Consider the following 26,781-nt stretch of genomic DNA (forward strand, 5'->3'; position numbering starts at 1 on the left):
CTAGGGCTTCGTAGTTTATCTCATCGATATAAATTTCTACGTCAAACTTAGGGAAACCGCCGAGTACGGGTCCGTACGCTCGGTGGTGTGAGAGGACGGAGGTTAGTCACCTCCTCCTACTCGATTATACAACATAAATTGTTTAGAAATAGTTAAATTACCTTTTTCGACATTTTCTTTCATTCGGAGCTATGGCATAATGATACATAGATGTGGCGAAGTAAGGTAAAAAAATAGTAAATAACTCATAAATACCCCCGGTAATAGGTCTTTTTAACTACATACAAGGACTAAATTACTAACATTATTCCAATTTCCATGACAAATCATGTATAAATAGGGAATCCATCTCATGGACAAAAATTCGACGTTTTCTTACAATTAGCATTATGTAGGTCTGGATACTTATTTTTCTACTAAAAAGGAGGGATCTAGATGACAATGTTCGGTGGTACAATCCAAACCCTCGAGAAATCTATGGACTATGCTTCACTTAAGAACAAAACAATAAGTAATAATATTGCTAATGTGGACACACCAAATTACAAAGCTAAAGATGTACAGTTTAAAGATGTTTTCAGTAAACAAATGAGCTCGATTGATGCTAAACGAACGAATAGCAAACATATTCCATTCTCTTCTAATGCTTCTTCCCGATATTCAGTAACTTCAAACGGAAGTACGCAATATAACCACAATGGGAATAATGTGGATATTGATCAGGAGATGGCTGACCTTGCTAAGAACCAAATTTATTACCAGGCATTGGTTGATCGATTAAATGGTAAGTTCAGAAGTTTAGAGTCTGTTATTAAAGGAGGAAGATAACGTTGGGAATATTTAATTCGTTTAATGCAAGTGCTAGTGCGTTAACAGCTCAGCGTCTTAGAATGGATGTTATTTCATCAAACCTCTCAAATGCAGAGACAACTAGGGCAACCCAAACTGAAGATGGCCAATGGGAGCCCTACAGAAGGAAAATGGTAGAATTTCAACCTAAAGGAGAAACATTTCAATCTCATTTACAAAAGGCTATGGGGTCTAGTAATACCCCTGCTGAGGGTGTTGAAGTTTCTGAAATCCAAAAGGATGAATCTCCTTTTCGTATGGTGTATAACCCAAATCATCCAGATGCTGATGATAATGGATATGTAGCAAAGCCAAATGTAGACCCGTTAAAGGAAATGGTTGATCTTATGAGTGCTACAAGATCGTACGAAGCGAATGTTACAGCTGTTAATGCTAGTAAAAGTATGCTAATGAAAGCGTTAGAGATCGGTCGATAAGAAATGACAAGGAGGGAGCAGGTATGGAACCCGTAGTATCACAAGCTAGTCAAGCACCCTTACAAACTACTCAAAATACGAAGAAGATATCACCACAAGAAGCTCAGTCCGCATTTGCGACAAGCTTAAAGAATGCAATCAAAAATGTGAACAACGCACAGGTCGAATCCAATATTAAGACAGAACAACTTGCTAAAGGTGAGATTGATAATCTACACGATGTGATGATCGCTTCCAAAAAAGCGAGTATCACCTTACAGACAGCTGTTGAAGTGCAAGGGAAAGCGGTTGATGCTTACAAGGAAATAATGAGGATGCAAGTATAACTTAATCAACATCATTACATAAAACAAAAGGTACTATATGATTTAGATGATGTTCAGCACGGGGGCTATTATGAGAGAAAAGCTACAAGATTATAAATACAAGACTAGCGAATTTTGGAAGGGGCGCAGTTTGCCTCAAAAAAGTATTATGGTTGGTGCTGTTATTGGTCTATTAGCGCTGATCGTTGGAGCTAGCCTTTTTGCCTCTAATCCAAAATTGGTTCCTTTATATAATGACTTATCCGTTCAGGAAGTAGGGCAAATAAAAGAGGAGCTTGATGCTAGAGGCGTAAAATATGAATTGGGAAATCAAGGTACAACAGTAATGGTGCCAGAAGCAACTGTGGACGGTTTACTTGTTGACTTGGCTGCTCAAGGTCTTCCTGATAGTGGAAGCATTGATTATGGTTTTTTCAGCGATAATACTTCTTGGGGAATGACAGATAATGAGTTTGATGTCATGAAACTTGATGCTATGCAAACAGAATTATCCACTTTAATGAAGCAAATTGAGGGGATAGAGAACGCTAAGGTTATGATAAACATGCCTAAGGAAAAGATCTTTGTTGGGGAGCAGGAGCAAACTGCGTCAGCCTCAATCGTCGTCAACGTAAATCAGGGCTACCAACTAAAAGAAAATCAAATCCAGTCGTTGTATCATCTTGTTTCTAAAGCGATCCCAAATCTCCCTACCGATAATATCGCCATTATGGATCAAAACTTTAAGTATTTTGACCCAAAAAAAACGGGTTCAGTTGCCTCAGGGCAATCGTATGAATACCAACAAACAGTAAAAGATGATATACAAAATGACATTCAAAGACGCGTCCAACAGATGCTTGGCATGATGATGGGACAAGATAAAGTGATGGTTTCAGTCACTGCGGATGTAGATTTCACACAAGAGAAACGGACTGAAAATCTTGTACAGCCTGCTGAAGAAGGTGAAGAAGGTCTTCCTGTTAGCGTTGAACGTATTACAGAAACCTATACAGGTGATCCTGGTGATGTAAATGCTGGTGGAACGGTTACTCCTGATGGAGATGTGCCTGGTTATCAAGGTGAAGATCTTGAAGCTGGAAACGGTGACTATGAAATGATGAAAGAAACGATTAATAATGAGTTTAATCGAATTCAACGTAACATAGTCGAATCCCCTTACAAAATCAGAGACCTCGGTATTCAAGTAGCTGTCGATCAGAACAAAGAAGCCAACCAAGATGGGGCGATAGAGCAGCTATCTACAGCAGAGCAGGCTACATTATCCGAGAGTATCACATCAATTCTAAGCTCAATCGTGTCAACAAGCATAGACGAGGAATATGGACCTGTTGAGCCACAAAATAAAGTTTCAATCGTTTTCCAAGAGTTTAACGGAAAACCTCAATTTAATCCTAAAACATCTCCTGTTATACCAGTCTGGGCTTACGTTGCGGGGGGGATCTTACTTGTTGTTATTGCAAGCTTAATATGGACATTGGTAAGAAAAGGTCGTAAAAAGGAAGACCTAGCAGAAGGGTACGTAGAGCAAGAGCGAACACCGGTTGAGGTTCCAGCTATGGAAGAACCAGAAGAAACGGAAAGTTCTGTACGACGCAAGCAGCTAGAGCGTATGGCGAAAGAGAAACCAGAGGATTTCGCTAAGTTATTACGTTCATGGATCGCCGAAGATTAGGAGTGAGTATATATGGCAAAGCATAAATCAGGACTATCAGGCAGACAAAAAGCAGCCGTTCTCCTCATATCTTTAGGTCCGGATGTTTCAGCGCAAGTTTATAAACATTTGACGGAAGAAGAGATAGAGAAGCTGACACTAGAAATTTCGTCTGTCAAAAAAGTAGAACCAGATCAAAAAGAAGAGATACTAGATCAATTCCATCAAATTGCTCTCGCACAAGATTACATTTCCCAAGGTGGAATTGGGTATGCTAAAACGGTTTTGGAAAAAGCACTTGGGGATAAAGAAGCTTCTGATATTATTAATCGGTTAACCTCATCACTTCAGGTGAAACCGTTTGATTTTGCGAGAAAGGCAGATCCTTCTCAAATATTAAATTTTATACAAAATGAGCACCCTCAAACGATTGCACTAATTTTGTCATATTTGGACTCGGAGCAATCAGCTCAGATTCTTTCAGAACTTCCACAAGAAATGCAGGCAGACATTGCAAGAAGAATTGCCATCATGGATTCTACTTCTCCTGAAGTAATCAATGAAGTCGAACAAATTCTAGAAAGAAAACTTTCAGCAACAGTTACACAAGATTATACACAAACGGGTGGGATTGAAGCTGTTGTCAATGTCTTAAATGGTGTAGATCGAAGCACTGAACGAACCATTTTAGATTCATTAGAAATTCAAGATCCGGAACTGGCTGAAGAAATCAAAAAGCGTATGTTTGTCTTTGAAGATATCGTTACACTTGATAATCGAGCCATTCAGCGAGTCATTCGGGATGCAGATAATGAAGACTTGATGCTCTCATTAAAAGTTGCGAGCGAAGAAGTAAAAGAAGTTGTGTTTAAGAACATGTCTTCTCGCATGAGCGAAACCTTCCAAGAAGAAATGGAATATATGGGACCTGTTCGGTTGCGCGACGTTGAAGAGTCTCAAACTCGCATTGTTTCCATTATTAGAAGGTTAGAAGAGGTTGGAGAGATTGTTATCGCACGTGGCGGAGGTGACGATATCATTGTCTAACCATAATAAAGCTGGTCGTGTAATTGGGATAAAACCGATACGTTCTGAAACCTATGTATCCCAAATTGATCCTTCTTCTGAACAATCTTCAAATCTAGCATCGTCGCTTATCCAAGACGCTAATGACCAAAAAGAGTATGCTAATCAAATACTTCGGGAAGCCGAGGAGAAATCTGACCGTCTTTTAAAAGAAACAGAAGAAAAAATTATATCTCTCCGAAACGATTGGGAAACAGAAAAAGATGAGTTAATAGAAACAACAAAGAAGTTGGCATATAAGGAAGGATTTCAATCGGGTGAACAAGAGGCATTCCGACAGTACGAGGAGCTTGTCCAAAAAGCTCAAGAGACGATAAACCAAGCTAATTTGGATTACCGTTCTAAAATAGATGATAGTGAAGATGCTATCCTTCATTTAAGTATGAAAGCCGCATCTAAGATTATGAATCAAACGCTTGAAGACAACCCTGAACGTTATTTGCCTATTGTAAGAGCTGTAATTGAAGAAGGGAACAATGGTGACCAGCTTCAAGTTTATGTACACCCTGATCAATATGAACAAGTGTTAGAACAAAAATCTGAATTACAACTTATATTGGATCACCAGGCTGAACTTTCCATTTACCCTAAAACAAACTTAAAGCCATTCCAATGTTATCTAGAATCATCCTATGGGAGAGTAGATGTGAGCATCGACAGTCAATTAGAAGAGTTACGGTCAAAGTTGTTTCGTTTACTTGAGGAGGGCAAATAGGTGTATGTAAGTCATTTAATGGATGCGATCGACGACATTGATACATATAAGCGATATGGAAAAATTGTAAGGGTTGTAGGGTTGATGATTGAATCAAAAGGACCTGAAGCAAGTGTTGGAGAGGTTTGTGTCATTCATTCTAGTCCTAAAAAAGATGAGACAATACTTGCTGAGGTTGTAGGTTTTTCTGAGGAGAAAGTTCTTCTGATGCCCTACTCTGAAATTACCGATATTTCTCCTGGTTGTTTAGTTGAAGCTACAGGCGATCCTCTTCAAGTAAAAGTAGGTAGAGGAATGGTAGGGCAAGTTCTCGATTCCTTAGGTAGATCGATGTATGAAACAGCTTCCTTAAAGGGGTTAAGACCTTATCCAACCGATCAATCCCCCCCAAACCCGTTATCACGCCCTCCAATAGAAGAGCCTATACAAGTTGGGGTTCGTTCTATTGATACATTACTAACCGTGGGGAAAGGACAGAGAGTGGGTATATTCGCAGGTAGCGGCGTAGGAAAGAGTACGTTGATGGGCATGATTGCCAGAAACAGTGGGGCTGACATTAATGTGATTGCTTTAATAGGTGAACGTGGTCGTGAGGTAAGGGAATTTATCGAAAGGGACCTCGGGGAGGAAGGCTTAAAGAAATCTATTGTAGTAGTTGCTACATCAGATCAACCTGCTCTGATGAGGATTAAAGGAGCATACACCGCTACTGCAATTAGCGAATATTTCCGTGATTTAGGATACGATGTAAACCTTATGATGGATTCTGTTACGAGAGTGGCTATGGCACAAAGGGAAGTGGGGCTTGCTACAGGTGAACCTCCCACAACTAAGGGATACACACCTTCAGTATTTGCAATCTTGCCGAAACTTCTGGAACGGACAGGGACGAATGCATCTGGCTCTATTACAGCCTTCTATACGGTTTTAGTAGATGGTGATGATATGAATGAGCCAATAGCCGATACTGTAAGAGGTATACTCGACGGCCACTTTGTATTAGATCGGAAATTAGCTGAACAAGGTCAGTTCCCTGCTATCAATGTATTAAAGTCAATTAGTCGTGTTATGAACCATGTAGCAGACAAGGAGCATCTAGAAGCAGCTGTTAGAATGAGAAATCTACTAGCAACCTATGAGGAAAACCAAGAGCTTATTCAAATTGGCGCATACCGAAAAGGGAGTTCAAAAGAAGTAGATGAAGCTATTCAATATCATCCCAAACTTATTTCTTTCTTAAAACAAGGAACCCATGAGCCTGTACGAAATGTTGAGGCCGTTGAACAACTTATTCAATTAGTAGGTCGAGGTGGTCAAGGATGACAAGCTTACGTACATTTCATAAACTATTAGATTTAAAAGAGAAAGATAAACACGTCGCTCAAAAAAACTATCAAGATTCCATGGATCAATTTGAGTACGTGGCAACCTGTCTTTATGAGTTGTTGAAGAAAAAAGAGGATACGGAAGCTGCTTATCAATCATCCGTAAAAAAAGGATTAAGCATTATAGATTTAAATAACTATCACACATATATAGAACAGCTATCTAAACAGATCGAACAGCTTCAACATCAAGTTCAGAATGCAAGAAGTGAAATGGAACAGAAGCAAATGGAACTCTCAGAATCCCATATCGAATATAAAAAGTATGAAATGCTAATCAATCATAAGGTTGAACAAAGAGAGTTAGAGCAAGTAGCTTTTGATAAAAAAATGATGGATGAGATATCAGTCCAACAATATATTAATCAAGGAAATTAGGTGTAAGGTCGTGGCTATAACTGAAAAGCCAAAACAAAAATCAAGTAAAGTTCAATGGTTTGTGTTTGTAATCCTAATTCCACTAATTCTAGCTGTTACCGTAGCCCTTATTATTATGACTGTAGCAGGTGTAAATGTATTTGAGAAAACTAAGCAGTTTGCTGATGATGTACCAAAAGTATCCGCACTACTAAATACAGAAACTACAAAAGAATCAGAAGGTCAAGCTGTGGAATTAAAGGCAACAATTGAAGACCAAAATGCTCAACTTGATGAATTAAAATCTCAACTCACTGTGAAAGATCAAAAAATTGAAGAATTAAACAATGAAATTAATCAATTAACTAAAGAGTTAAAGGATAAAAAAATATCTGATAAGGATAAGGAAGATATTATGACAGATCTGTCTTCTTCCTTTAAGAACATGGACCCGGAACAAGCGGCAGCTATTGTGTCACAGCTAGATCAAGCATCATCTGTTGATCTTTTAGAAAAGCTACCAAGTGATGAGCGGGGCAAAGTTTTAGCGGCGCTAAATCCAGAACAGGCAGCTAATTTAACAAGCGCGCTTATGAATAGGTAAGTTATTCTATGAATCTTTGAAAGGAGGTGAAGTCATGAATGGAAGCGTTACTCTACTAAAGCAAATAGGGACAAATCTTAACGGGGCCAATAAATCATTAATATCTAATGCTAAATCAGAACAGGGTTTTGCAAACAAGTTACAATCTCTACTTGGAGAGGTTTCTTCAAACAAACAAGGACCACAATCATTGCTAAAGCAAATTAAACTTCTTTTGAACAAAGAAATGAACCCTGCTCAAATGGGAAAAGAGTTGAAAACACTAATTGATCAGCTCAAAGCATTCGTTCAATCTCTTCCTGATAATCAAAGCAGTGTTCTTTCTAATATGAGCACGCTTTCTGAGGAGGCAGGAGTGGAGAGTCTTATCCAATCCCTTGAAAAAGCTTTAGAAATCGGGAAGGATCGTAATCTTTCTTTAGATAACAATTTGGTTGAAAAATTAGAAGCGCTAGAAGGATGGCTTTCAGATTTAGAAACTAATCTAGAATCGAATAGTAAAAAAGATGTTCCAAAGCTATCAGCCATGTCATTAAGTATGCCTCAATCAATAACCTATTCATTCAACGTGTCAGAAACTGTAGAATCAAACCCTCTCATAAGTGGAAAGGTTGAAAAATTAGCGACTGAGCTTAAGGGATTGCTACAAGATTTATCGACGTCTTTGACAGGGAACAAAGAGCAAAACCCGCTTCAAATGTCTAAACAATTGAAAGAATTATCCTCTATAGCCGAACAACTAATAAAAATTGAAAAAAATAACCCAGCTTCAACTGATGTTAAACAACTATTGCAACAAGTAAAGCAAGATACAACGTCACCAAAAGCTTTCGCAAGCTTCGAACAAGCATTAATGAATTTAAGGAGACGCTCAAACCTTTCCATAACTAACAAATACAGTCACAATGCCAAAGTAACATCAGCAGAGTTTGGTAAGTGGATGGAAAACTCATGGTCAAGGCTCGGGGACTTTTCTGAAGCTAAGAAAGAATCTTCCTTAAAAACGATTTCGTTTTCTCCAACCGGTGATGGGATGATGACGAAGCAAGAGCAAATGGTTATAAAGTTGAACCCGAGTAGCCAAAGCGATCAAAGTATGCCGAAACAATTAATAGAAGAGTTCCAAAAGATCATGAATCGAAGCCGTTTCAATATGAACAAAGCAGGGTCCCAACTTTCTATTAAATTGAACCCAGGATCTCTAGGCGACATGATGGTGAAGATGACTCAACAAAATGGTGAGATGATGGTGAAAATCATGGTTAGTACTCAAGCTGCCAAAGAAATGTTAGAAGGAAATTTGAATCAGCTTCGTCATATGTTCACACCAAGTCAGGTTCAAATAGAGAAGCAAGATCTCTCTGCCCAACTAGATCAGTCGTTTACCTTTGAGAAAGAAGGAGAACAACAGCAGGAAAGGGATAGACAACAGGAGCAGTCTTCTAATCCAGCGAGTGAAGAAGATGATGAATCGCTAAGTTTTCATGATGTACTAATGAACGAAAAGGTGTAGGTGATAACGATGACAACTATTGATCCCTCTCTTTATTTAAAGTCACAGCAACAAACGAGATCAGTCGATGCTGGTAGTAATAGCATGTTAGGAAAAGATGATTTTTTAAAGATATTGATGACACAGCTTCAAAACCAAGACCCAACTAGTCCTATGAAAGATAAAGAGTTTATCTCTCAAATGACTAGCTTCTCAACTCTTGAACAAATGACAAATATGTCTACAGCCATTGAAAAATTAACACAAGCACAAAATTTTGCACCAGTTGTGAAGTATAGCTCGATGATTGGTAATCAGGTTTCCTACGAAGTTATAAATGAAAACGGTACGGTAATGGGCGCTGAAACCAGTGAGGTTTTAGCAGTTACAAAAAAACAGAATTCAGTAGAGCTAGAACTAAAAAATGGTGAAAAGATATCTCCTGAGCAGATTATGAGAGTTTCTGACCAAACAGATTAAATGTAGACATTTTAGATTAATAGGAAAGAAGGAGGTAACATGGATCCAAGAATCCACTCGTTACAATCTCATCCTCCGCTATCCATTTCAAGCACGAAGAGAACACCTGCTAAAAATGGGAATGCTTCTTTTAATAGTGTGTTACAGCAAGAATTATCCGAAATTAAGATAAGTAAACACGCCAAACTACGAATGAAAGAAAGAAATCTTTACATATCTGAAACAGAATGGGTAAAGATGGAGGAACGAATCCGGGAAGCGAAGCAAAAAGGGGTTACTGATTCGCTTATTCTTATGAAAGATAAGGCGCTTGTTGTGAGTACAAAAAACAATACTGTTATTACGGCGATGAATAAACAAGAAGCCAAGTCACAAATTTTTACGAATATAAACGGAACGATCGTTATGGAAGACTAAGGCTGGACCTGCGGGAGGCCTAAACGCTGCGGACTGAATGATGCAGTGAGTTTAATGGTTCTACTAAAAACCGAAAGGGATGAATGTTACATGTTACGTTCAATGTACGCTGGTATTTCAGGTATGAAAGGTATGCAAACGAAGTTAGATACGATTGGGAATAATATCGCTAATGTGAACACGTCGGGTTATAAAAAGGGAAGAGTGACTTTTCAAGATATGATGAGTCAAAATCTCTCAGCTGCAGAAGGTCCTTTAGCCGAGCGAGGAGGAATTAACCCTTCACAAGTTGGTTTAGGTTCGCAACTAGGAACAATTGATAATATCCATACACAAGGAAACCGTCAAACTACAAATAGACCATTAGATTTGTCATTGGAAGGAGATGGGATGTTTGTTTTAGGTGAAGGTGATTTAACTACTACTAATAGTACAGCTACTAGCCTTACTGGTATGGATGCAGAATTGAGCTATACAAGAGCAGGGAACTTTTACTTAGATAATGACGGCTATATCGTAAATGCGGACGGTAAATATGTTATTGGCGAAAATGCTACCTATGATACAGATGCTAATGGTGACTTGACGGTTCAGCCAGGTACTCAATACAACCCTATTCAAATAGACCCGAGTGCTCAAAGCTTCAGTATTCAAACTGATGGAACAGTTAAATTTATAGATCAAAATGGTAATTCACAAACTGCTGGTCAAATACAGATTGCTAAATTTTCCAACCCGGGTGGTCTTCAGAAGACTGGTGCAAATAACTATACCAACACGGATAATGCAGGGTTAGTTGATAACCTAATTGTTCCTGGTGAAGAGGGGGCTGCCTCTATCGTATCTGGCTCTCTTGAGATGTCCAATGTTGATCTAGCAGAAGAGTTTACAGAAATGATTACCGCGCAACGTGGCTTTCAGGCAAACACACGTATTATCACAACGTCTGACGAGATTCTACAAGAACTAGTGAATCTGAAGCGATAAAAAGATTTGATCCTGACTAAAAAGGGAGGTAGAGGGGCGTTACATACGTCTCTCTCATACATAATGATTTCATTAACCAGGTTAAATGGTGATTCATTTACTTTGAATGCAATTTACATAGAACAAATCCAAGCTCATCCAGATACAACAATTACGTTAACAAATGGTCGGAAGCTTCTTGTTCGTGAGGAAGAAGACGAAGTCATTACGTTAACCAAACAGTTCTACAGACAGATTGGGCTAGCTACAATTAGCGCGAATCAAAAGGAGGGATCATAACTTGAACCCGAAAACTCTAAAAGCAATGGTAATCAGTCTTGTGGTAATCACTGTAGGAGGAGTCGTTGCGCTTATCTTAGTCTTGAACTCTAGTACTCAAGCAAGTGACGAACCAACAATTGATGAATTAAGAGAGTATTCGATTGAAACAGATGAACTTACGACAGATTTACAAAACGATCGCTTCGTTCGCATTCAATTTAGAATCGTAACAGATAGCAAAGACGCTAAAGAAGAGTTAGAAAAACGGGACTTCCAATTAAAGAATATCTTAATTAAGCAATTATCTCCTATGAATGAAGAAGAATTTAAATCAGGGGTCGAAAATTTAGAAGGAACACTTAAAACACGCTTGAACGAACTTATGACAGAGGGTGTCGTGACGGAAGTCTACACCATAAAGAAAGTATTGCAATAATAAAAATGAAGAGCACCTGATTGGAGGTGACGTTTTGGCAGAAGAAGTTCTCTCTCAGAATGAGATTGATGCATTGCTATCCGCGATCTCAACAGGAGAAATGGATGCAGATGATTTAAAAAAGGAAGAGAAAGAAAGAAAAGTCCGCGTGTATGATTTTAAAAGAGCACTGAGGTTCTCTAAAGATCAAATCAGAAGTTTAGGTAGAATTCATGAGAACTTCGCGAGACTATTAACGACGTACTTTTCAGCTCAGTTAAGGACCTACATTCATATTTCTGTTGCTTCAGTTGATCAAATACCTTATGAGGAATTTATTAGATCTATCCCCAAAATGACGATATTGAACGTATTTTCGGTAGAACCTTTAGATGGAAGGATCCTACTTGAAGCCAACCCGAATATAGCATACGCCATGCTTGACCGGGTTTTAGGTGGTAAAGGTGTCAGCGTAAACAAGGTTGAAAGTTTAACGGAAATAGAAACCAATATTATGTCCCAACTTTTTGAGAAAGCAATTGATAATCTTCAAGAGGCTTGGAGCTCTGTGGTAGATATTAACCCTGAACTAGAAGAATTTGAGGTTAACCCCCAATTCCTTCAAATGGTTTCACCAAATGAAACAGTAGTCGTAATATCTTTGAACACAGAAATCGGTGAATCCTCTGGAATGATAAATATTTGCATTCCGCATGTAGTATTAGAGCCAATCATACCGAAATTATCTGTTCACTACTGGATGCAAACACAGACACCTCAAGAGACCAGTCCTGAGGAGTATCACTCACTTTCCAAAACGATTGAGAAGGCTGAGGTAGATGTCAAAGCTTTACTAGGTGAGTCTGAAATTACAGTAGACGAACTTTATCATCTAGCAAAAGACGATGTGATTCAATTGGATCAACTGATTGATGATCCATTAAGAATACAAGTAGACGAAGAAACAAAATTCTTAGCACAGCCCGGACAAATTAAAAAGAAAGTAGCTGTGCAAATATTAGAAGAATACCAAGGGGGGGACGACGATGATGAGTGACGATATGCTGTCCCAAGATGAAATAGATGCTTTATTAAATGGGACCGCTGATACAAGTAATATGAATAATGCACAACCCTCAACCGAGGATTATTTAAGTACATTAGAGCAAGATGCATTGGGTGAGATCGGAAATATTTCATTTGGTAGTTCAGCTACTGCTTTATCAAGTCTTCTAATGCAAAAGGTGGACATAACTACACCAACAATCTCCATCATTAAACGATCTAATTTGGCGGATGAATTTCCTGAACCGAATGTCGCGATTCAGGTCGAATATACAGAAGGGTTTTCAGGCATGAACTTACTTGTTATTCAACAAAGTGATGCAGCGATTATCGCAGACTTAATGCTTGGCGGGGATGGAACTTCACCAACTGATGAAATGAATGAAATTCATCTTAGTGCCGTACAAGAAGCAATGAATCAGATGATGGGATCGGCTGCAACGAGTATGTCTACGGTATTTAATAAACGTGTAGATATTTCTCCTCCAAGTATTGACCTACTTCATGTAAAAGAAGGAGAAGGAACGGAACAAATACCTGATGAAGATTTAGTTAATGTTAGTTTTCAGATTAAGGTTGGAGACTTAATAGATTCTAGAATTATGCAAGTGTTGCCGATTGACTTTGCCAGGGAATTGGTAGATCAATTGTTGAATCCCCCTTCTGAAGAGGGTGATATCTTGCAGCAAGTAGATACACATCATGAATCCAAACCTGCTGGTGAGGTAGAACAAGGGAATACTTCCGCACCGCCTGCCTATCAGCAGACTCAACAAGATGCGACACACCGTGAATCTTCTGAACCATATACCACTCAGTCACAAGAAGCCCCTTCCCCAAGAGAAACGCAATATATGGGGGGGATGAGCCAGGAAGATTCAAGCCAAGTTCAACAAGCCGTGTTTAGTCAGTTTGAACCAACAACTCTTCACCAACAAGAAAAGCGTAATCTCGATATGCTTATGGATATACCGCTAAAAGTCACAGTAGAATTAGGACGTACTAAGCGGACCATTAAAGACATTCTTGAACTATCATCGGGTTCCATAGTAGAGCTTGATAAATTAGCAGGCGAACCAGTTGATATTCTTGTTAATGATAAGCCAATTGCACAAGGTGAAGTGGTGGTTATTGATGAAAACTTTGGTGTTCGGGTGACTGAAATACTAAGTCAGCAAGAGCGATTAAAAAAATTACAGTAAGTAATTATTAGGAGGATCTTTATGGCCAGTAAAATTTTAATTGTAGACGATGCAGCATTTATGAGAATGATGATTAAAGATATTTTGACGAAAAATGGATTTGAGGTAGTAGGAGAAGCTCAAGACGGAAGTGAAGCGGTCGACAAATATAAAGAACTGCAACCAGATCTCATCACGATGGACATCACAATGCCTGAAATGGATGGAATCTCTGCCCTTAAAGAAATTAAAGGGATGAATGCTGATGCTAAGATCATTATGTGTTCTGCAATGGGACAGCAGGCAATGGTTATCGACGCAATTCAAGCCGGAGCGAAAGACTTCATTGTAAAACCATTCCAAGCAGACCGAGTACTTGAAGCAATTAATAAAGCATTAGCATAACAAGGAGGAAGTATGACTAAGCAGTTATTTATTTGGGTGAGTACCCTCGTCATCATTACGGCATTGTGGCCAACATCAATGACTTTATCTGCACAACCAAGTGTAGAAACATGCATAGAAAATCCAGCCCTTGAAGGATGTGGGGATTACGATTCATCTAAAGAAAAAGGAGAAGAGGAAGAACAAAATACCTCTTCTTCGCCTGCTTCCTCTGAGAGTTCGGTTATTTTAGATTTGATTAAGATTATTCTGGCTCTTGCTTTTATTATCTTTTTAATCTATGTGTTATTGAAGTTTATGAACAAACGAAATAAAAGCATTCACCCTTCGAAAGCGATGGAAAATATGGGAGGAGTGCCTTTAGGTCAGCAAAAATCCTTGCAAATTGTTCGTATTGGACAACAATTCTACGCAATTGGTGTGGGAGAGAATGTGGACCTAGTAACAGAGATTACGGATGAACGAACGATAGAAGAATTAACGAAAAAGAATCAAGCTGAATCTGAAAGTTTTTCTCCATCAATGGTAAAGCAATTGTTATCACAAAAGAAAAAACAGACAAGTCATAATGAAAGCTTTCAAAATCAATCGTTTCAGAAACTATTTCAATCTGAACTTTCTTCTTTAAAGGAACGGAGACAACAACTTATAGAAGCGGAAAAGAAAAAGAAAGAGGATTCAAATGAATGAATTTATAAATCTATTTGCAGACTCAGATCCCACAAACGTAGCCACATCTGTGAAGCTTCTATTAGTGCTTACGGTTCTCTCTATAGCTCCTGGAATTTTAGTTCTTATGACTAGTTTTACAAGAATTATTATTGTTCTATCATTTGTTCGTACATCACTGGCAACACAACAAATGCCTCCAAACCAAGTGTTAGTAGGGTTAGCTTTGTTTTTATCTTTCTTTGTGATGGCACCTACACTACAAGAAGTGAATGAAGAAGCGCTCACTCCTTTGTTTAATGAAGATATTTCTTTAGAAGAAGCTTATCAGAATGCTAGTGATCCCATGAAAGAGTTTATGGCAAAACATACGAGGGAGAAAGACCTTGCTTTGTTTATGAACTATGCTCAAATGGAAAAGCCAGAAAGCGTTCAGGATATCCCTTTAACGACTATGGTCCCAGCCTTTGCAATTAGTGAGTTAAAAACGGCTTTTCAGATGGGGTTTATGATTTTTGTTCCCTTCCTAGTGATTGATATGGCTGTTGCAAGTATCCTAATGTCAATGGGAATGATGATGTTACCTCCTGTAATGATTTCACTTCCGTTTAAGATATTGCTTTTTGTTCTTGTGGATGGTTGGTATCTCATTATGCAGTCACTTCTAGAAGGGTTTTAATATAGGGAGGGAGATCAATAGATGAATAGTCAGTTTGTTATTTCACTTGCTGAAAAAGGTGTAGTAACCGTGCTTACCATTACAGGGCCATTGCTCATATTGGCGTTATCAGTGGGCTTACTTGTTTCTATATTCCAAGCCACAACACAAATTCAAGAACAGACACTTGCCTTTATTCCGAAAATTGTAGCTGTTATGGGTGGACTTGTATTCTTTGGTCCATGGATGTTAACAAGAATGGTAGAATTTACAGCTACTATTTTTGAGAACTTGAACCAGTTTGTAGGATAGGAATGGTTAGTTTAATTGACCTAGCAAAGGTGCCTGGACTGTTATTAATATTCATGCGAGTCACAGCATTTTTTGTTACCCTTCCTCTGTTTTCGTATCGGAATATGCCCACTCAGCATAAAATAGGATTTAGTGTGTTTTTGGCTTTATTAATGTATTTCACAATTGATGTACCAATTATTCTATTAGATGAAACGTTTATTCTCCTAATTTTGAAAGAGGCCATGGTTGGATTATTAGTGGGTTTCATGGCTTACCTGATCTTATCAGCTATTCAAATAGCGGGAGGATTCATTGATTTTCAAATGGGGTTTGCAATCGCAAATGTAATCGATCCCCAGACCGGTGTTCAAAGTCCTTTGATTGGACAGTATCTTTATACGTTTACACTATTGTTTTTGCTAGCTGTAAATGGTCATCACTTATTAATTGATGGTGTTTTTTACAGTTATGAGGTAATTCCTATGGAACAAGTATCGATACCTTTTGGTGAAGGTTCTATTGCTGAGTTTGTTCTATTAACTTTTAATAAAATGTTCATAGTAGCTTTTCAAATGGCAATGCCTGTTGTTGGCTGCCTATTCCTGGTTGACGTAGCTTTAGGAATTATTGCTCGTACAGTTCCCCAATTGAACGTTTTCGTAGTCGGATTACCTTTAAAAATATTTGTAAGCTTTGTAGTTATTATTATTTCATTTGGTATGTTTTCAATCCTAGTACAGAATTTATTTGATTTAATGCTTGTCTCAATGAGGGATTTAATGGCACTGATGGGAGGATCTTAAATGCAGAAGTTACAATTAGATCTGCAGTATTTTTCTGGTGAGAAGACAGAGAAAGCAACACCGAAAAAACGTGAAGACTCTCGTAAAAAAGGTCAAGTAGCCAAAAGTCAAGATGTGAATACGGCTCTACTTCTTTTTTCTGTGTTTTTAATGATGTTCGTGATAGGTGGTTTTTTAAGAGATAGGTTCACAAGCCTTTACAGACATACGTTCCAAGAGTACATCACTTGGGAAGTAACAGAGCAAACAGTCCATCAAATGTTACTTCAGGTTACGATGGAGATGGCTTTTACAGTAGCGCCTTTGATGGGGGCGGCTATTGTGGCGGGCCTAGCTGCAAATTTTTTGCAAATTGGTTTTCTGTTTACGGGAGAACCATTAAAAATGGATTTGAAAAAGTTAAACCCTATTCAAGGGGCCAAAAAGATCTTTGCAGCTCGTGCATTAGTAGAACTGCTTAAGTCTTTACTTAAAATTGGTTTTATCGGGACTGTAACATTCACAGTTCTATGGATGAGACGGGGCGACCTTTTAGAAATGTCTCAAAAAAGTGTAGAAAGCGCCGTAAGTTTCTTTGGCCAAACAACCGTAATTATGGGACTTGCTGCTTCTCTTTTGCTTTTACTGTTATCTAGCATTGATTATATTTACCAGCGCTATGACTATGAAAAGAATATCCGGATGTCAAAGCAAGATTTGAAAGATGAGCATAAAAACATTGAAGGGGATCCTCAAATTAAGTCAAAGATAAAAGAACGTCAGCGTCAGATGTCACAGCAGCGAATGATGAGTGAAGTGCCAGAGGCGGATGTAGTCATTACAAACCCAACCCACTTTGCCATTGCGATTAAATATGATGAGGAGAAAGCTCAAGCCCCTTATGTTGTTGCTAAGGGTGTCGATTATGTCGCATTAAAAATAAAAGAGATTGCGCATGCAAATGACGTTACCACTGTTGAAAATCGACCGTTAGCAAGAGCATTGTATGATCAGTCAGAAATCGACCAACCCATAGGTGAAGAATTTTACCAAGCGGTTGCAGAAATATTAGCTTACGTATATAAACTTCAGAAGAAAGCGTAATCGTAGGGAGAGAAATGCATGGCCATTAGAGATTTATCGGTATTGGTTGGCGTTATACTTATCATCGTCATGTTAGTTATTCCAATGCCTCCTGTACTCTTAAGTATTTTTATACTCATAAATATTACATTAGCTCTCATTGTCATTTTAGTGGCAATGAACACGACTGAAGCATTACAGTTTTCCATTTTTCCATCTCTCTTATTATTGCTCACTTTGTTTAGGTTGGGGTTAAACGTATCTACTACACGTTCGATCTTAGCGAATGCGGAGGCTGGAGGCGTTGTTGCAACATTTGGTACTTTTGTAACAGGGAACAGCGCACTAGTTGGTTTTGTAATCTTTTCCATACTTGTGATCATTCAATTCTTGGTCATAACTAAAGGAGCTGAACGTGTGTCAGAAGTTGCCGCACGATTTACATTAGATGCGATGCCGGGTAAGCAGATGAGTATTGATGCTGACTTGAATGCTGGATTAATTTCCGAGCAACAAGCAAAAATGCGTCGTGAAAAGATTGAAAACGAAGCCGATTTTTATGGGGCAATGGACGGTGCGAGTAAGTTTGTAAAAGGTGATGCCATCGCTGGAATCATCATTGTATTAATTAATATCATCTTCGGACTTATTATCGGTATGACTCAAAAAGGGTATGGCTTTTCTGAAGCTATTGATACATATATGAGATTGACTGTGGGAGATGGGCTTGTGAGTCAAATTCCCGCTTTGCTTATTTCTACTGCAACAGGAATTGTCGTTACACGTGTGGCTTCAGAAGGAAATCTTGGAACAGATGTTTCTACACAGCTGTTAAGATACCCAAAACTGTTATACATTGCGGCTGCTACGATCTTTATGCTGGGGCTTACACCGATACCGATATTCATTACAACCTTTATATCAGGCGTCTTAGCCTTTGGAGGCTGGTGGCTGTCAAGAGAGGAAGCTCAAGACCAAGAACCTGATTTAGAAGAAGAGACTGAACAAGAAAGTTCAGACATGAAGTCACCTGAGAATGTCGTTAGCTTGATTTCAACTGATCCTATTGAATTTGAATTTGGTTATGCTCTTATCCCCTTGGCAGATACAAACCAAGGAGGGGATTTACTAGATAGAATTGTAATGATCAGGCGACAGTTAGCAATTGAACTCGGTTTAGTTATCCCTGTTGTTAGAATTAGGGACAACATTCAGCTAAACCCTAATGAATATCGTTTAAAAATAAAAGGCAATGAAGTGGCTAAGGGAGAGCTTCTTCTTGATCATTATTTAGCCATGAGTCCAGGAGTAGAGGACGATAGTGTAGAGGGAATTGATACGCAAGAACCAGCTTTCGGTTTACCAGCTAAATGGATTGCTGAGGAAACGAAAGAAGATGCTGAAATGTTTGGTTACACAGTGGTAGACCCACCATCTGTTGTTTCTACACATATAACAGAAGTTATTAAGCAGTATGCTCACCAGTTATTAGGAAGACAGGAGACGAAACAACTTATTGATCATTTGAAGGATTCCTATCCTATTCTGGTTGACGAAGTAACACCAGAGCCATTGTCTGTAGGGGAAGTGCAAAAAGTATTAGGGAAATTATTGAGAGAAAATGTATCGATTAAAAATCTTCCTGTCATTTTTGAAACATTGGCGGACTTTGGAAAGATGACGAATGATACTGAACTTCTTGCTGAGTATGCAAGACAGTCGTTATCAACTCAAATCACTCAACAATATTCTACTGGCCCGAATGGACTGAAAGTTATTACAGTGTCAGGAAAAGTGGAAAAAACCATAGCTGAGCATGTTCAACAAACAGAGCATGGAAGTTATTTGGCGTTAGATCCTGAGACTCAACAGCAAATCGTTCAATCAGTTGCTAGTCAAGTCGAGCAGCTTTCCTTACAGGAAGAGACTCCGATTGTATTGTGTTCTCCTGCTACTAGAATGTATGTAAAACAATTGTTAGAGAGGTTTCTTCCTCAGGTCGCAGTCCTTTCTTACAACGAATTAGAGCCTAGTGTAGAAGTGCAAAGTGTAGGGGAGGTGAATGTAGCATGAAGGTGAAGAAATATCGTGCACCAACGATGCCAGAAGTAATGAAGCAGGTACGTAATGAATTAGGTGCAGAAGCTGTCATTCTAAATTCCAAAGAAATCAATAAGGGAGGGTTTCTTGGAATGTTTAAGAAAAAGTCCATTGAGGTGGTAGCTGCTATAGACCCAGAACCTAAACGTGATTCAGAGCAAACTTATAAAGTGCAAACTATGCAACGTACACATGGTAATTCATCAGAAGAGAAACACCCTGATCAAAGTCAAAATGTGTACGAAGAATTACAAGAGCTAAAGAAATTAATGAAGACTCAATCAACAAGCAGTCCCCTGGTGTATCCAGGCGTGTTACAAAAATTATATAACCACCTTATTCATCAAGAAGTAGCTGAAAGGATTGCAAAACGTCTTATAGATCCTTTGGTCGAACATTATTACGTTGCAAAGGGGAACATTGACATTGCAACGGCTAAAGAGTGGGTGAAAGAGCGTCTTTCCTCTGAATTAGAAGGAATACCTTTTGGGGGTGTTGACTTTACTAAGAAGTACATCCATCTCGTAGGGCCTACAGGAGTAGGGAAAACAACTTCTCTTGCTAAGATCGCTGCAGAAGGTGTGTTAAGCCATCATAAACGAGTGGCTTTTATTACTACTGATACGTTCCGTATAGCAGCGATAGACCAATTAAAAACATATGCAAAAATATTAGATGTTCCAATAGAAGTTGCTTATAACCTTGATGATTACAAGAAAGCAAAAGAAAGATTTTCAGAGTACGATATTGTCTTAGTTGACACAGCGGGACGGAATTTTAAAGATGAGAAATATGTTCAAGAATTAAAGGAAACGGTTGATTTTGAGGAAGAGCTTGAGACTTATTTAGTTTTATCCATTACAAGTAAAGCTAAAGACATAGAGGAGATTTATAAACAGTTTAACAGTGTTCCTATTAAACGATTAATCTTTACTAAAGTCGATGAAACATCTCATTATGGTGCAATGGTTAATATAATGATGAAATATAATGTTGGTGTTGCTTATCTAACGGATGGACAAAACGTTCCGGATGATATAAGGAAAGCTTCCTCTCAAACAATTGTCGAAAAAGTAGTGGGGGGACTGTCATATGAGTGACCAAGCCTCTAACTTGCGTGAGAGATTGGAATCCATTAAATATTCCAAGGAAGCTAAAACAATTGCTGTTACAAGTGGTAAAGGGGGCGTGGGAAAATCAAATTTTGCTCTTAACTTTGGTCTGACTCTAGCCGATAGGGGGAAACGAGTCCTGCTGTTTGATCTTGATATTGGTATGGGGAACATTGATATTCTATTAGGACTTACTCCGAAAAGATCAATAGTAGATATGTTTGAACACCATTTATCCGTTTACGATATCATTGAAAAAGGACCTAAATCTCTTTCCTATATTGCAGGGGGATCAGGGCTTTCTACGATATTCACCTTTCATGACGGGCGTATGGATTACTTTTTTGATCAATTAGAGAAACTTATGCAAAGTTATGATTATATTCTTTTTGACATGGGAGCAGGAATTACAAATGAAGGTGTCCATTTCATTCTTGCGAGTAACGAATGTATCGTTGTAACAACACCTGAACCGACATCATTAACAGATGCTTACGCCATGATGAAGCATATCCACCAAAGAACGAGTGAACTACCCATTCGAGTGGTTGTTAATCGTTCGTTTTCGAATAAATCCGGTGAAGATACACTTAAACGTTTACAAACAGTTTCAGAGAAGTTCTTGAATCGAACTGTCTACCCACTTGGGATCCTTCCAGATGATCGAACAGTCGTAAAAGCTGTAACAGCACAAGTCCCTTATACGATATACAATAATAAAGCTCAAGTCAGTAAAGCGATCAATGAAATCGCTCTAAAATATTTAGGGGATCGGGTAACAGTAAATCCCAAGCGGTCGTTTTTATCCCGGTTAAAGCACTCTATATTAGAAAGGTAGATCTTTTATGAACACCATTCGAGTTTTGGTCGTTGATGACTCTGCCTTCATGAGAAAAATGATACGGGATATTTTAGAAGCAGATCATCGAATAACTGTAGTTGGAACAGCAAGAAATGGAGAAGAAGGCCTGAAAAAGGTCAGAGAATTATCTCCTGACATCCTAACGCTCGATGTAGAAATGCCTAAAATGGATGGACTGACCTGTTTAAAAGAAATAATGAGGACACACCCGCTCCCCGTTGTGATGTTATCAAGCATGACGACACTTGGTGGTGAAAATACACTAAAAGCCATGGAATATGGGGCAGTCGACTTCATAGAGAAGCCTTCTGGAGCGATATCTTTAAACATCGATTCAATAGGAGAAAAAATTGTAGCAAAAGTGATTGCTGCATCAAAGGCCAATCTGAATGCAGTTAATAAACCGCAGCTTTCCCCAAGAGTTACTTCTTCTAAAATTATAGATAGAAATCGATTTGATTATTCAAGGGGGAAGCAGGATTTGATTGCTATTGGTACTTCAACTGGTGGTCCAAGAGCTCTTCAACAAGTGTTAACGGCCTTACCAAAAGATTATCCAGCTCCAATAGTTATTGTGCAACATATGCCTCCAGGCTTTACTAGGTCTCTTGCTCAAAGACTTGACAGATTATGTGATATTTCCGTGAAAGAAGCGGAACATCAGGAAATTTTACAACAAGGTGTAGCATACATAGCACCAGGAAATTACCATATGAAGATTCAGTATCAAACGAATTTAATCATTCACCTAGATCAGACAGATGCAACAAAAGGACATAGACCGTCAGTAGATGTATTGTTTGATTCGATCGCTCGTTTAAACTCGATCAGCATGACCGCCGTAATAATGACAGGTATGGGGTCAGATGGAGCATTAGGTTTGGAGCAATTGAAGCAATCAAACAATTCTGTAGCAGTTATTGCAGAATCAGAAGAATCATCCATTGTGTTTGGAATGCCTAAAGCAGCCGTTCTAACCCGTTTAGTGGATGAAGTTGTACATGTAAATGAGATCAGTCTAGCTCTTATGAAAAGGGTGGGCGTACACAAGAGGTGAAGATTTAATGGAAATGAGTCAATATTTAGAAGTTTTTATTGAAGAAAGTAAAGAACATTTACAAACTGTAAATGATTCACTATTAAAGTTAGAAAAGAACCCAGAAGATCTGACCATAGTTAGCGAGATTTTTCGGGCTGCCCATACATTAAAAGGGATGTCAGCTACGATGAACTATCAAGATCTGGCTAATTTAACGCATAAGATGGAAAATGTTCTTGACCTCATTCGGAATAACAAAATTCAAGTAGACAGCGACTTATTAGATATTATTTTTGATGCTGTAGACGATCTTGAAGCAATGGTTGGTGATATTGCATCCGGAGGGCAAGGGGAACGGGATGTTCAACACGTTGTAGGAAAGCTTGAACGTATTGAGGAAGGTGAAGCTCCTGCCAAGGTACAAAGTGAACAAATTGTCAGTGAGTCTAAAGAAGTATGGACTAGTGAGATTTCATATGAACTCACCATAGATGAATTCCAGCGTACAGTTTTGATGGAATCTGCTGAACAAGGGTTTATCAATTATGAAATCACCGTTTCTCTTACCAAAGATTGCATGTTAAAAGGTGCGCGTGTCTATATGGTATTTGAAGTGTTAGAACAAATAGGAGAAGTAGCTCAATCAGCGCCGACAGTTGATCAACTGGAAGAAGAAAACTTCGATCTTCAATTTAAGGTGTTACTCCTTTCAACACATGAAGAAGAAGACATTCAAGCTCGCATACTAAAAGTTTCTGAAATCGATTCGGTAGACATAAAGAAAGTAACAGCTGAAGACTATGTATCTGATCAAGAAGGTGTTGCGAATTCCGCATCCCATGATCATTTTGTTGATGACTCCAATGAACAATCTAGAAAGAAAGAACAAGCGGCCATAGCTGTAAAAGAGAAGGGGGCTGTCTCTAAAGAGTCAAATAATCAAGAGGCTTCTCCTCAAAAGGCAGCACAGAGTAAAACAATTCGAGTTAATATTGATCGATTAGATGTTTTAATGAACCTGTTTGAAGAACTAGTCATTGATAGAGGGCGCTTGGAGCAAATTTCAACAGATTTAAACCATTCAGAACTTCAAGAAACAGTAGAACGAATGTCTCGTATATCTGGAGATCTGCAAAGCATTATTTTAAATATGCGTATGGTGCCGGTTGAGCAAGTATTTAACCGTTTTCCTAGGATGGTTCGGCAATTGGCGAGAGATTTGAATAAGAAGGTAAATCTAGTTGTTGAAGGTGCTGAGACCGAGCTTGACCGCACGGTAATTGATGAAATTGGTGACCCGCTAGTTCACCTAATCAGAAATTCATTAGATCATGGAATAGAAACACCTGAGAATCGTCTAGCAAAAGGGAAACCAGAAGAAGGAAACTTAAAACTCCAAGCCTATCATAGTGGCAATCACGTTTTTATTGAAATCTCTGATGATGGTGGAGGGATAGACCGAGATAAGGTACTAAATAAAGCTATAAACAATGGACTTGTTACGAATGAACAAGCTTCTGGTTTATCTGACCAACAAGTTTTCGATTATATCATGTCGAGTGGGTTTTCTACTGCTGATCAAATCTCTGATGTGTCTGGCCGTGGTGTAGGTTTAGATGTAGTGAAGAATACGATTGAATCGCTTGGTGGTTCTATCACAATTGATTCTGTTCCGGATAAGGGATCAACCTTCTCCATTCAATTGCCACTTACGTTATCTATCATTTCAGTCATGCTTGTTGAGGTACAACAAGAGAAGTATGCTGTTCCGCTTTCTTCTATTATTGAAACGGCTATCGTTAAGAAAGAAGACATCATGCATGCTCACAATAAACAAGTCATCGATTTTAGAGGTAGCGTGGTACCGCTTGTTTCCCTTGAGGATGTTTTTGAGGTGCCACAGGAAGTGGACAAAGGTGACTATTACTCTATAGTAATCATACGTAAGGGAGATAAAATGGCTGGTCTTGTTGTAGATTCATTTATTGGTCAACAAGAAGTTGTACTTAAATCTCTTGGCAACTATCTTCAAAACGTATTTGCTATTTCAGGAGCTACGATTTTAGGAGACGGACAGGTGGCTCTTATTATAGACAGTAATGCACTAATTAAATAAAAGGGGGAAGTGGAGGTATGGAAGATCATACTCAGGATTTAAAAGTAATTGTATTTCAATTGAATAATGAGGAATATGGAGTTCCTGTGAGTCGAGTAGGCTCTATAGAGAGGATGCAACCGATAACTCGAGTTCCTCGTACTGCTTCTTTTGTTAAAGGAGTTATGAATTTAAGGGGAGTTGTCACACCCATTATTGATTTGAGGGAGCGTTTTGATATTGGGGGAGCAACCTATGATGATCGTACACGTATAATCATTGTTCATCTTGAGGACATGGAAGTAGGCCTTGTGGTTGATGCTGCTAATGATGTCATAGATATTCCTGGTGGAACTATTGAGCCCCCTCCAGAGGTAGTAGGGACACTAGATGCAGATTACATAAGTGGGGTGGCAAAACTGGAGCGCCGACTTCTCATTCTACTTGATTTAGAGGAAGTATTGTCAGATCAAGAAATGAAGCAATTACAATCTATAGAAGGGTAATTCTGAATGAACCTTGACAATCGTTTTACCTCATATCATTTAGATATTTTAAAAGAGATTGGAAACATAGGCGCAGGAAATGCTGCCACAGCATTATCCAAACTCTTACAACGTAAAATTGACATGAAAGTACCTTCTGTCCGAGTAGTGGATTTTGATGAAGTAATGGATATTGTTGGAGGGGCAGATCGGATGATTGTTTCTGTATTCCTTCGTGTTGAGGGTGATGCCCCAGGAAACATGTTCTTTATTATGTCTCCAACGCAAGCTAGTCGCTTTGTAAGGTATATGACAGGGGATGAAGCCTTTGATTTCAATACACCACCTTATTCAGAACTTGCTATATCTTCTGTACAAGAATTAGGGAATATTTTATCAGGGTCATATTTATCGTCCATGTCGGATTTTACAAATTTAGACCTCTATCCATCCGTGCCCTCTATTGCAATCGATATGGTCGGGGCCATCCTTAGTTATGGACTTCTAGAGCTTTCGCAAGTCAATGATTATGCCATTGTTATTGATACGACGTTTGTAGATGACGTCGCTCAAGGGGAAGAAATGAAAGGTCACTTCTTTCTTCTTCCGGATCCCCCTTCATTTGAAACAATTTTCACTTCTCTTGGAGTCCCTACAGATGAAACATGATTTTGTGGTGAAAGTGGGAATAGCTGATTTAAATATTGTTCACGATCCGGCCGTAATCCGGACATCTGGACTGGGTTCATGCATAGGGGTTGTTATTTATGACTTACGCGCAAAATTAGGAGGAATGGCGCACGTAATGCTTCCTGATTCCTCCTTGGCTAAAGGAGAGCATATAAAGCTTGCTAAGTATGCAGATACCGCTATTCCGATGTTAATGGAACTGTTAAGGAAAGAAGGCGGGAAAACGTTTAAAGCGAAGCTTGCAGGAGGCGCTCAAATGTTCCAGTTTCAAAGCAATGATATGATGCGTATTGGCCCTAGGAACTTGGAAGCTGTTAAAAAACAGTTGAAGGATTATGGCGTTCCCATTGCAGCAGAAGATTGCGGGGGCAGCAATGGACGTACTATTGAATTTAATCCTTCTAATGGTGCCTTACAAATAAGAACAGTTAATAAAGGTGTGACAGAGATTTAATGGTGGGTTCAATCATATGGAATGTACTTTTTGCAAGTGTAGGTGCTTTACTAACCTTCGTTTTATCTTCACCTCAAAATACAATGCCTACTACCTCAATTAAAGTGGGAACTGTATTTACTCTCTTCTATTTATTTATGTATCTCTTCCGAAAGGCAATAGGAGTTTCTGTTGTTTCGGTAGGGAAACAAAACGGGGGAGTTCCGGGAGAAGAAAACTCAGGAGTGGATTTCCAGGAAACAAGTGAACAAGAAACAATGGAAAGTCGATTATCAGATGAAGAAGCCAAGCAAACCTCAGACATGGTTAGGGCTTTATTGAATGAAGATCAATAGGTAATAG

32 protein-coding genes are annotated in these 26,781 nt (G+C 38.7%); all 32 read left to right on the plus strand.

Annotated elements, in window-relative coordinates:
- Positions 1-435 precede the first annotated feature (435 nt).
- The 32 genes from flgB to IEW76_RS00160 all read left to right on the plus strand — a co-directional run bounded on the left by flgB (position 436) and on the right by IEW76_RS00160 (position 26,774).
- Positions 436-828, plus strand: coding sequence for a flagellar basal body rod protein FlgB (gene flgB, locus IEW76_RS00005; RefSeq protein WP_188649718.1), 393 nt, complete (start codon positions 436-438; stop codon positions 826-828).
- A 2-nt stretch (positions 829-830) separates the two neighbouring features.
- Entirely contained in the window at positions 831-1,286 is a 456-nt protein-coding gene (gene flgC / locus IEW76_RS00010) for a flagellar basal body rod protein FlgC (protein WP_188649730.1), read from the plus strand.
- A gap of 23 nt (positions 1,287-1,309) precedes the next feature.
- Positions 1,310-1,612 carry a flagellar hook-basal body complex protein FliE gene (fliE, locus tag IEW76_RS00015; RefSeq protein WP_188649732.1) on the plus strand — a complete coding sequence of 101 codons (303 nt, stop codon included), beginning with the start codon at positions 1,310-1,312 and terminating at the stop codon, positions 1,610-1,612.
- A 70-nt stretch (positions 1,613-1,682) separates the two neighbouring features.
- Positions 1,683-3,287, plus strand: coding sequence for a flagellar basal-body MS-ring/collar protein FliF (gene fliF, locus IEW76_RS00020; protein ID WP_188649734.1), 1,605 nt, complete (start codon positions 1,683-1,685; stop codon positions 3,285-3,287).
- A 12-nt stretch (positions 3,288-3,299) separates the two neighbouring features.
- Entirely contained in the window at positions 3,300-4,313 is a 1,014-nt protein-coding gene (gene fliG, locus IEW76_RS00025; RefSeq protein WP_188649736.1) for a flagellar motor switch protein FliG, read from the plus strand.
- Positions 4,306-5,067 carry a flagellar assembly protein FliH gene (fliH, locus tag IEW76_RS00030; RefSeq protein WP_188649738.1) on the plus strand — a complete coding sequence of 254 codons (762 nt, stop codon included), beginning with the start codon at positions 4,306-4,308 and terminating at the stop codon, positions 5,065-5,067. Before fliG ends, fliH begins: the two co-directional genes overlap by 8 nt.
- A gap of 18 nt (positions 5,068-5,085) precedes the next feature.
- Positions 5,086-6,390 (plus strand): flagellar protein export ATPase FliI, encoded by a 1,305-nt coding sequence (fliI, locus tag IEW76_RS00035; protein WP_188650466.1) that lies wholly within the window; start codon positions 5,086-5,088, stop codon positions 6,388-6,390.
- Complete coding sequence (gene fliJ, locus IEW76_RS00040; protein WP_188649740.1) at positions 6,387-6,830, plus strand: flagellar export protein FliJ; 444 nt, start codon at positions 6,387-6,389, stop codon at positions 6,828-6,830. The genes fliI and fliJ overlap by 4 nt, the downstream gene beginning before the upstream one ends.
- Before the next feature lie 10 nt (positions 6,831-6,840).
- Positions 6,841-7,413: a MotE family protein gene (locus tag IEW76_RS00045; protein WP_188649742.1), complete on the plus strand. Its 573-nt coding sequence runs from the start codon at positions 6,841-6,843 to the stop codon at positions 7,411-7,413.
- A gap of 34 nt (positions 7,414-7,447) precedes the next feature.
- Positions 7,448-8,926 carry a flagellar hook-length control protein FliK gene (locus IEW76_RS00050; protein WP_188649744.1) on the plus strand — a complete coding sequence of 493 codons (1,479 nt, stop codon included), beginning with the start codon at positions 7,448-7,450 and terminating at the stop codon, positions 8,924-8,926.
- 9 nt (positions 8,927-8,935) lie between these two features.
- Entirely contained in the window at positions 8,936-9,385 is a 450-nt protein-coding gene (gene flgD / locus IEW76_RS00055) for a flagellar hook assembly protein FlgD (protein ID WP_188649746.1), read from the plus strand.
- Positions 9,386-9,424: 39 nt separating this feature from the next.
- Entirely contained in the window at positions 9,425-9,802 is a 378-nt protein-coding gene (locus tag IEW76_RS00060; RefSeq protein WP_188649749.1) for a TIGR02530 family flagellar biosynthesis protein, read from the plus strand.
- Positions 9,803-9,892: 90 nt separating this feature from the next.
- Positions 9,893-10,789, plus strand: coding sequence for a flagellar basal body rod protein FlgG (gene flgG, locus IEW76_RS00065; protein ID WP_188649751.1), 897 nt, complete (start codon positions 9,893-9,895; stop codon positions 10,787-10,789).
- A gap of 63 nt (positions 10,790-10,852) precedes the next feature.
- A complete protein-coding gene (locus IEW76_RS00070) occupies positions 10,853-11,068 on the plus strand; it encodes a flagellar FlbD family protein (protein ID WP_188650468.1) in 216 nt (71 codons plus the stop codon).
- A gap of 1 nt (position 11,069) precedes the next feature.
- A complete protein-coding gene (gene fliL / locus IEW76_RS00075) occupies positions 11,070-11,486 on the plus strand; it encodes a flagellar basal body-associated protein FliL (protein ID WP_229721072.1) in 417 nt (138 codons plus the stop codon).
- A gap of 34 nt (positions 11,487-11,520) precedes the next feature.
- On the plus strand, positions 11,521-12,522 hold the full coding sequence (fliM, locus tag IEW76_RS00080) for a flagellar motor switch protein FliM (protein WP_188649753.1): 1,002 nt from the start codon (positions 11,521-11,523) through the stop codon (positions 12,520-12,522).
- Complete coding sequence (gene fliY, locus IEW76_RS00085) at positions 12,512-13,732, plus strand: flagellar motor switch phosphatase FliY (protein WP_188649755.1); 1,221 nt, start codon at positions 12,512-12,514, stop codon at positions 13,730-13,732. The genes fliM and fliY overlap by 11 nt, the downstream gene beginning before the upstream one ends.
- A gap of 21 nt (positions 13,733-13,753) precedes the next feature.
- Positions 13,754-14,116 (plus strand): response regulator, encoded by a 363-nt coding sequence (locus tag IEW76_RS00090; RefSeq protein WP_036778714.1) that lies wholly within the window; start codon positions 13,754-13,756, stop codon positions 14,114-14,116.
- A gap of 12 nt (positions 14,117-14,128) precedes the next feature.
- Complete coding sequence (locus tag IEW76_RS00095) at positions 14,129-14,806, plus strand: flagellar biosynthetic protein FliO (RefSeq protein ID WP_188649757.1); 678 nt, start codon at positions 14,129-14,131, stop codon at positions 14,804-14,806.
- Positions 14,799-15,464 (plus strand): flagellar type III secretion system pore protein FliP, encoded by a 666-nt coding sequence (gene fliP, locus IEW76_RS00100; protein ID WP_188649759.1) that lies wholly within the window; start codon positions 14,799-14,801, stop codon positions 15,462-15,464. The genes IEW76_RS00095 and fliP overlap by 8 nt, the downstream gene beginning before the upstream one ends.
- A 21-nt stretch (positions 15,465-15,485) precedes the next feature.
- Entirely contained in the window at positions 15,486-15,755 is a 270-nt protein-coding gene (gene fliQ, locus IEW76_RS00105; protein ID WP_036778720.1) for a flagellar biosynthesis protein FliQ, read from the plus strand.
- A gap of 2 nt (positions 15,756-15,757) precedes the next feature.
- The gene (gene fliR, locus IEW76_RS00110; RefSeq protein WP_188649761.1) at positions 15,758-16,540 is read left to right on the plus strand and encodes a flagellar biosynthetic protein FliR; all 783 of its coding nucleotides are present in this window, start codon (positions 15,758-15,760) and stop codon (positions 16,538-16,540) included.
- Complete coding sequence (flhB, locus tag IEW76_RS00115; protein WP_188649763.1) at positions 16,541-17,623, plus strand: flagellar biosynthesis protein FlhB; 1,083 nt, start codon at positions 16,541-16,543, stop codon at positions 17,621-17,623.
- An 18-nt stretch (positions 17,624-17,641) separates the two neighbouring features.
- Positions 17,642-19,675, plus strand: a complete 2,034-nt coding sequence (gene flhA / locus IEW76_RS00120; protein WP_188649765.1) for a flagellar biosynthesis protein FlhA — start codon at positions 17,642-17,644, stop codon at positions 19,673-19,675.
- A complete protein-coding gene (gene flhF, locus IEW76_RS00125; RefSeq protein WP_188649767.1) occupies positions 19,672-20,802 on the plus strand; it encodes a flagellar biosynthesis GTPase FlhF in 1,131 nt (376 codons plus the stop codon). The genes flhA and flhF overlap by 4 nt, the downstream gene beginning before the upstream one ends.
- Complete coding sequence (locus IEW76_RS00130; protein WP_188649769.1) at positions 20,795-21,652, plus strand: MinD/ParA family protein; 858 nt, start codon at positions 20,795-20,797, stop codon at positions 21,650-21,652. The genes flhF and IEW76_RS00130 overlap by 8 nt, the downstream gene beginning before the upstream one ends.
- Before the next feature lie 7 nt (positions 21,653-21,659).
- On the plus strand, positions 21,660-22,733 hold the full coding sequence (locus IEW76_RS00135; RefSeq protein ID WP_188649771.1) for a protein-glutamate methylesterase/protein-glutamine glutaminase: 1,074 nt from the start codon (positions 21,660-21,662) through the stop codon (positions 22,731-22,733).
- Positions 22,734-22,740: 7 nt separating this feature from the next.
- Positions 22,741-24,831 (plus strand): chemotaxis protein CheA, encoded by a 2,091-nt coding sequence (locus IEW76_RS00140; RefSeq protein ID WP_188649772.1) that lies wholly within the window; start codon positions 22,741-22,743, stop codon positions 24,829-24,831.
- Between the two features lie 17 nt (positions 24,832-24,848).
- Positions 24,849-25,316 carry a chemotaxis protein CheW gene (locus IEW76_RS00145; protein ID WP_188649774.1) on the plus strand — a complete coding sequence of 156 codons (468 nt, stop codon included), beginning with the start codon at positions 24,849-24,851 and terminating at the stop codon, positions 25,314-25,316.
- A 6-nt stretch (positions 25,317-25,322) separates the two neighbouring features.
- Positions 25,323-25,964, plus strand: a complete 642-nt coding sequence (locus IEW76_RS00150; protein ID WP_188649776.1) for a chemotaxis protein CheC — start codon at positions 25,323-25,325, stop codon at positions 25,962-25,964.
- Positions 25,954-26,439 carry a chemotaxis protein CheD gene (locus IEW76_RS00155; RefSeq protein WP_188649778.1) on the plus strand — a complete coding sequence of 162 codons (486 nt, stop codon included), beginning with the start codon at positions 25,954-25,956 and terminating at the stop codon, positions 26,437-26,439. The genes IEW76_RS00150 and IEW76_RS00155 overlap by 11 nt, the downstream gene beginning before the upstream one ends.
- Positions 26,439-26,774 carry a hypothetical protein gene (locus IEW76_RS00160; protein WP_188649780.1) on the plus strand — a complete coding sequence of 112 codons (336 nt, stop codon included), beginning with the start codon at positions 26,439-26,441 and terminating at the stop codon, positions 26,772-26,774. The genes IEW76_RS00155 and IEW76_RS00160 overlap by 1 nt, the downstream gene beginning before the upstream one ends.
- The last annotated feature ends 7 nt before the right edge of the window (positions 26,775-26,781 follow it).

Source organism: Pontibacillus salipaludis (genome assembly GCF_014642405.1).
GTDB lineage: Bacteria > Bacillota > Bacilli > Bacillales > BH030062 > Pontibacillus > Pontibacillus salipaludis.

What these genes read in the sequence shown, in the direction of transcription:
- flgB (WP_188649718.1), top strand. Translation starts at nt 436, where the DNA reads ATGACAATGTTCGGTGGTACAATCCAAACCCTCGAGAAATCTATGGAC.
- fliE (WP_188649732.1), top strand. Translation starts at nt 1,310, where the DNA reads ATGGAACCCGTAGTATCACAAGCTAGTCAAGCACCCTTACAAACTACT.
- fliF (WP_188649734.1), top strand. Translation starts at nt 1,683, where the DNA reads ATGAGAGAAAAGCTACAAGATTATAAATACAAGACTAGCGAATTTTGG.
- fliG (WP_188649736.1), top strand. Translation starts at nt 3,300, where the DNA reads ATGGCAAAGCATAAATCAGGACTATCAGGCAGACAAAAAGCAGCCGTT.
- fliI (WP_188650466.1), top strand. Translation starts at nt 5,086, where the DNA reads ATGGATGCGATCGACGACATTGATACATATAAGCGATATGGAAAAATT.
- fliJ (WP_188649740.1), top strand. Translation starts at nt 6,387, where the DNA reads ATGACAAGCTTACGTACATTTCATAAACTATTAGATTTAAAAGAGAAA.
- IEW76_RS00050 (WP_188649744.1), top strand. Translation starts at nt 7,448, where the DNA reads ATGAATGGAAGCGTTACTCTACTAAAGCAAATAGGGACAAATCTTAAC.
- flgD (WP_188649746.1), top strand. Translation starts at nt 8,936, where the DNA reads ATGACAACTATTGATCCCTCTCTTTATTTAAAGTCACAGCAACAAACG.
- IEW76_RS00060 (WP_188649749.1), top strand. Translation starts at nt 9,425, where the DNA reads ATGGATCCAAGAATCCACTCGTTACAATCTCATCCTCCGCTATCCATT.
- flgG (WP_188649751.1), top strand. Translation starts at nt 9,893, where the DNA reads ATGTTACGTTCAATGTACGCTGGTATTTCAGGTATGAAAGGTATGCAA.
- IEW76_RS00070 (WP_188650468.1), top strand. Translation starts at nt 10,853, where the DNA reads ATGATTTCATTAACCAGGTTAAATGGTGATTCATTTACTTTGAATGCA.
- fliY (WP_188649755.1), top strand. Translation starts at nt 12,512, where the DNA reads ATGATGAGTGACGATATGCTGTCCCAAGATGAAATAGATGCTTTATTA.
- IEW76_RS00090 (WP_036778714.1), top strand. Translation starts at nt 13,754, where the DNA reads ATGGCCAGTAAAATTTTAATTGTAGACGATGCAGCATTTATGAGAATG.
- IEW76_RS00095 (WP_188649757.1), top strand. Translation starts at nt 14,129, where the DNA reads ATGACTAAGCAGTTATTTATTTGGGTGAGTACCCTCGTCATCATTACG.
- fliP (WP_188649759.1), top strand. Translation starts at nt 14,799, where the DNA reads ATGAATGAATTTATAAATCTATTTGCAGACTCAGATCCCACAAACGTA.
- fliQ (WP_036778720.1), top strand. Translation starts at nt 15,486, where the DNA reads ATGAATAGTCAGTTTGTTATTTCACTTGCTGAAAAAGGTGTAGTAACC.
- fliR (WP_188649761.1), top strand. Translation starts at nt 15,758, where the DNA reads ATGGTTAGTTTAATTGACCTAGCAAAGGTGCCTGGACTGTTATTAATA.
- flhB (WP_188649763.1), top strand. Translation starts at nt 16,541, where the DNA reads ATGCAGAAGTTACAATTAGATCTGCAGTATTTTTCTGGTGAGAAGACA.
- flhA (WP_188649765.1), top strand. Translation starts at nt 17,642, where the DNA reads ATGGCCATTAGAGATTTATCGGTATTGGTTGGCGTTATACTTATCATC.
- flhF (WP_188649767.1), top strand. Translation starts at nt 19,672, where the DNA reads ATGAAGGTGAAGAAATATCGTGCACCAACGATGCCAGAAGTAATGAAG.
- IEW76_RS00130 (WP_188649769.1), top strand. Translation starts at nt 20,795, where the DNA reads ATGAGTGACCAAGCCTCTAACTTGCGTGAGAGATTGGAATCCATTAAA.
- IEW76_RS00135 (WP_188649771.1), top strand. Translation starts at nt 21,660, where the DNA reads ATGAACACCATTCGAGTTTTGGTCGTTGATGACTCTGCCTTCATGAGA.
- IEW76_RS00140 (WP_188649772.1), top strand. Translation starts at nt 22,741, where the DNA reads ATGGAAATGAGTCAATATTTAGAAGTTTTTATTGAAGAAAGTAAAGAA.
- IEW76_RS00145 (WP_188649774.1), top strand. Translation starts at nt 24,849, where the DNA reads ATGGAAGATCATACTCAGGATTTAAAAGTAATTGTATTTCAATTGAAT.
- IEW76_RS00150 (WP_188649776.1), top strand. Translation starts at nt 25,323, where the DNA reads ATGAACCTTGACAATCGTTTTACCTCATATCATTTAGATATTTTAAAA.
- IEW76_RS00155 (WP_188649778.1), top strand. Translation starts at nt 25,954, where the DNA reads ATGAAACATGATTTTGTGGTGAAAGTGGGAATAGCTGATTTAAATATT.
- IEW76_RS00160 (WP_188649780.1), top strand. Translation starts at nt 26,439, where the DNA reads ATGGTGGGTTCAATCATATGGAATGTACTTTTTGCAAGTGTAGGTGCT.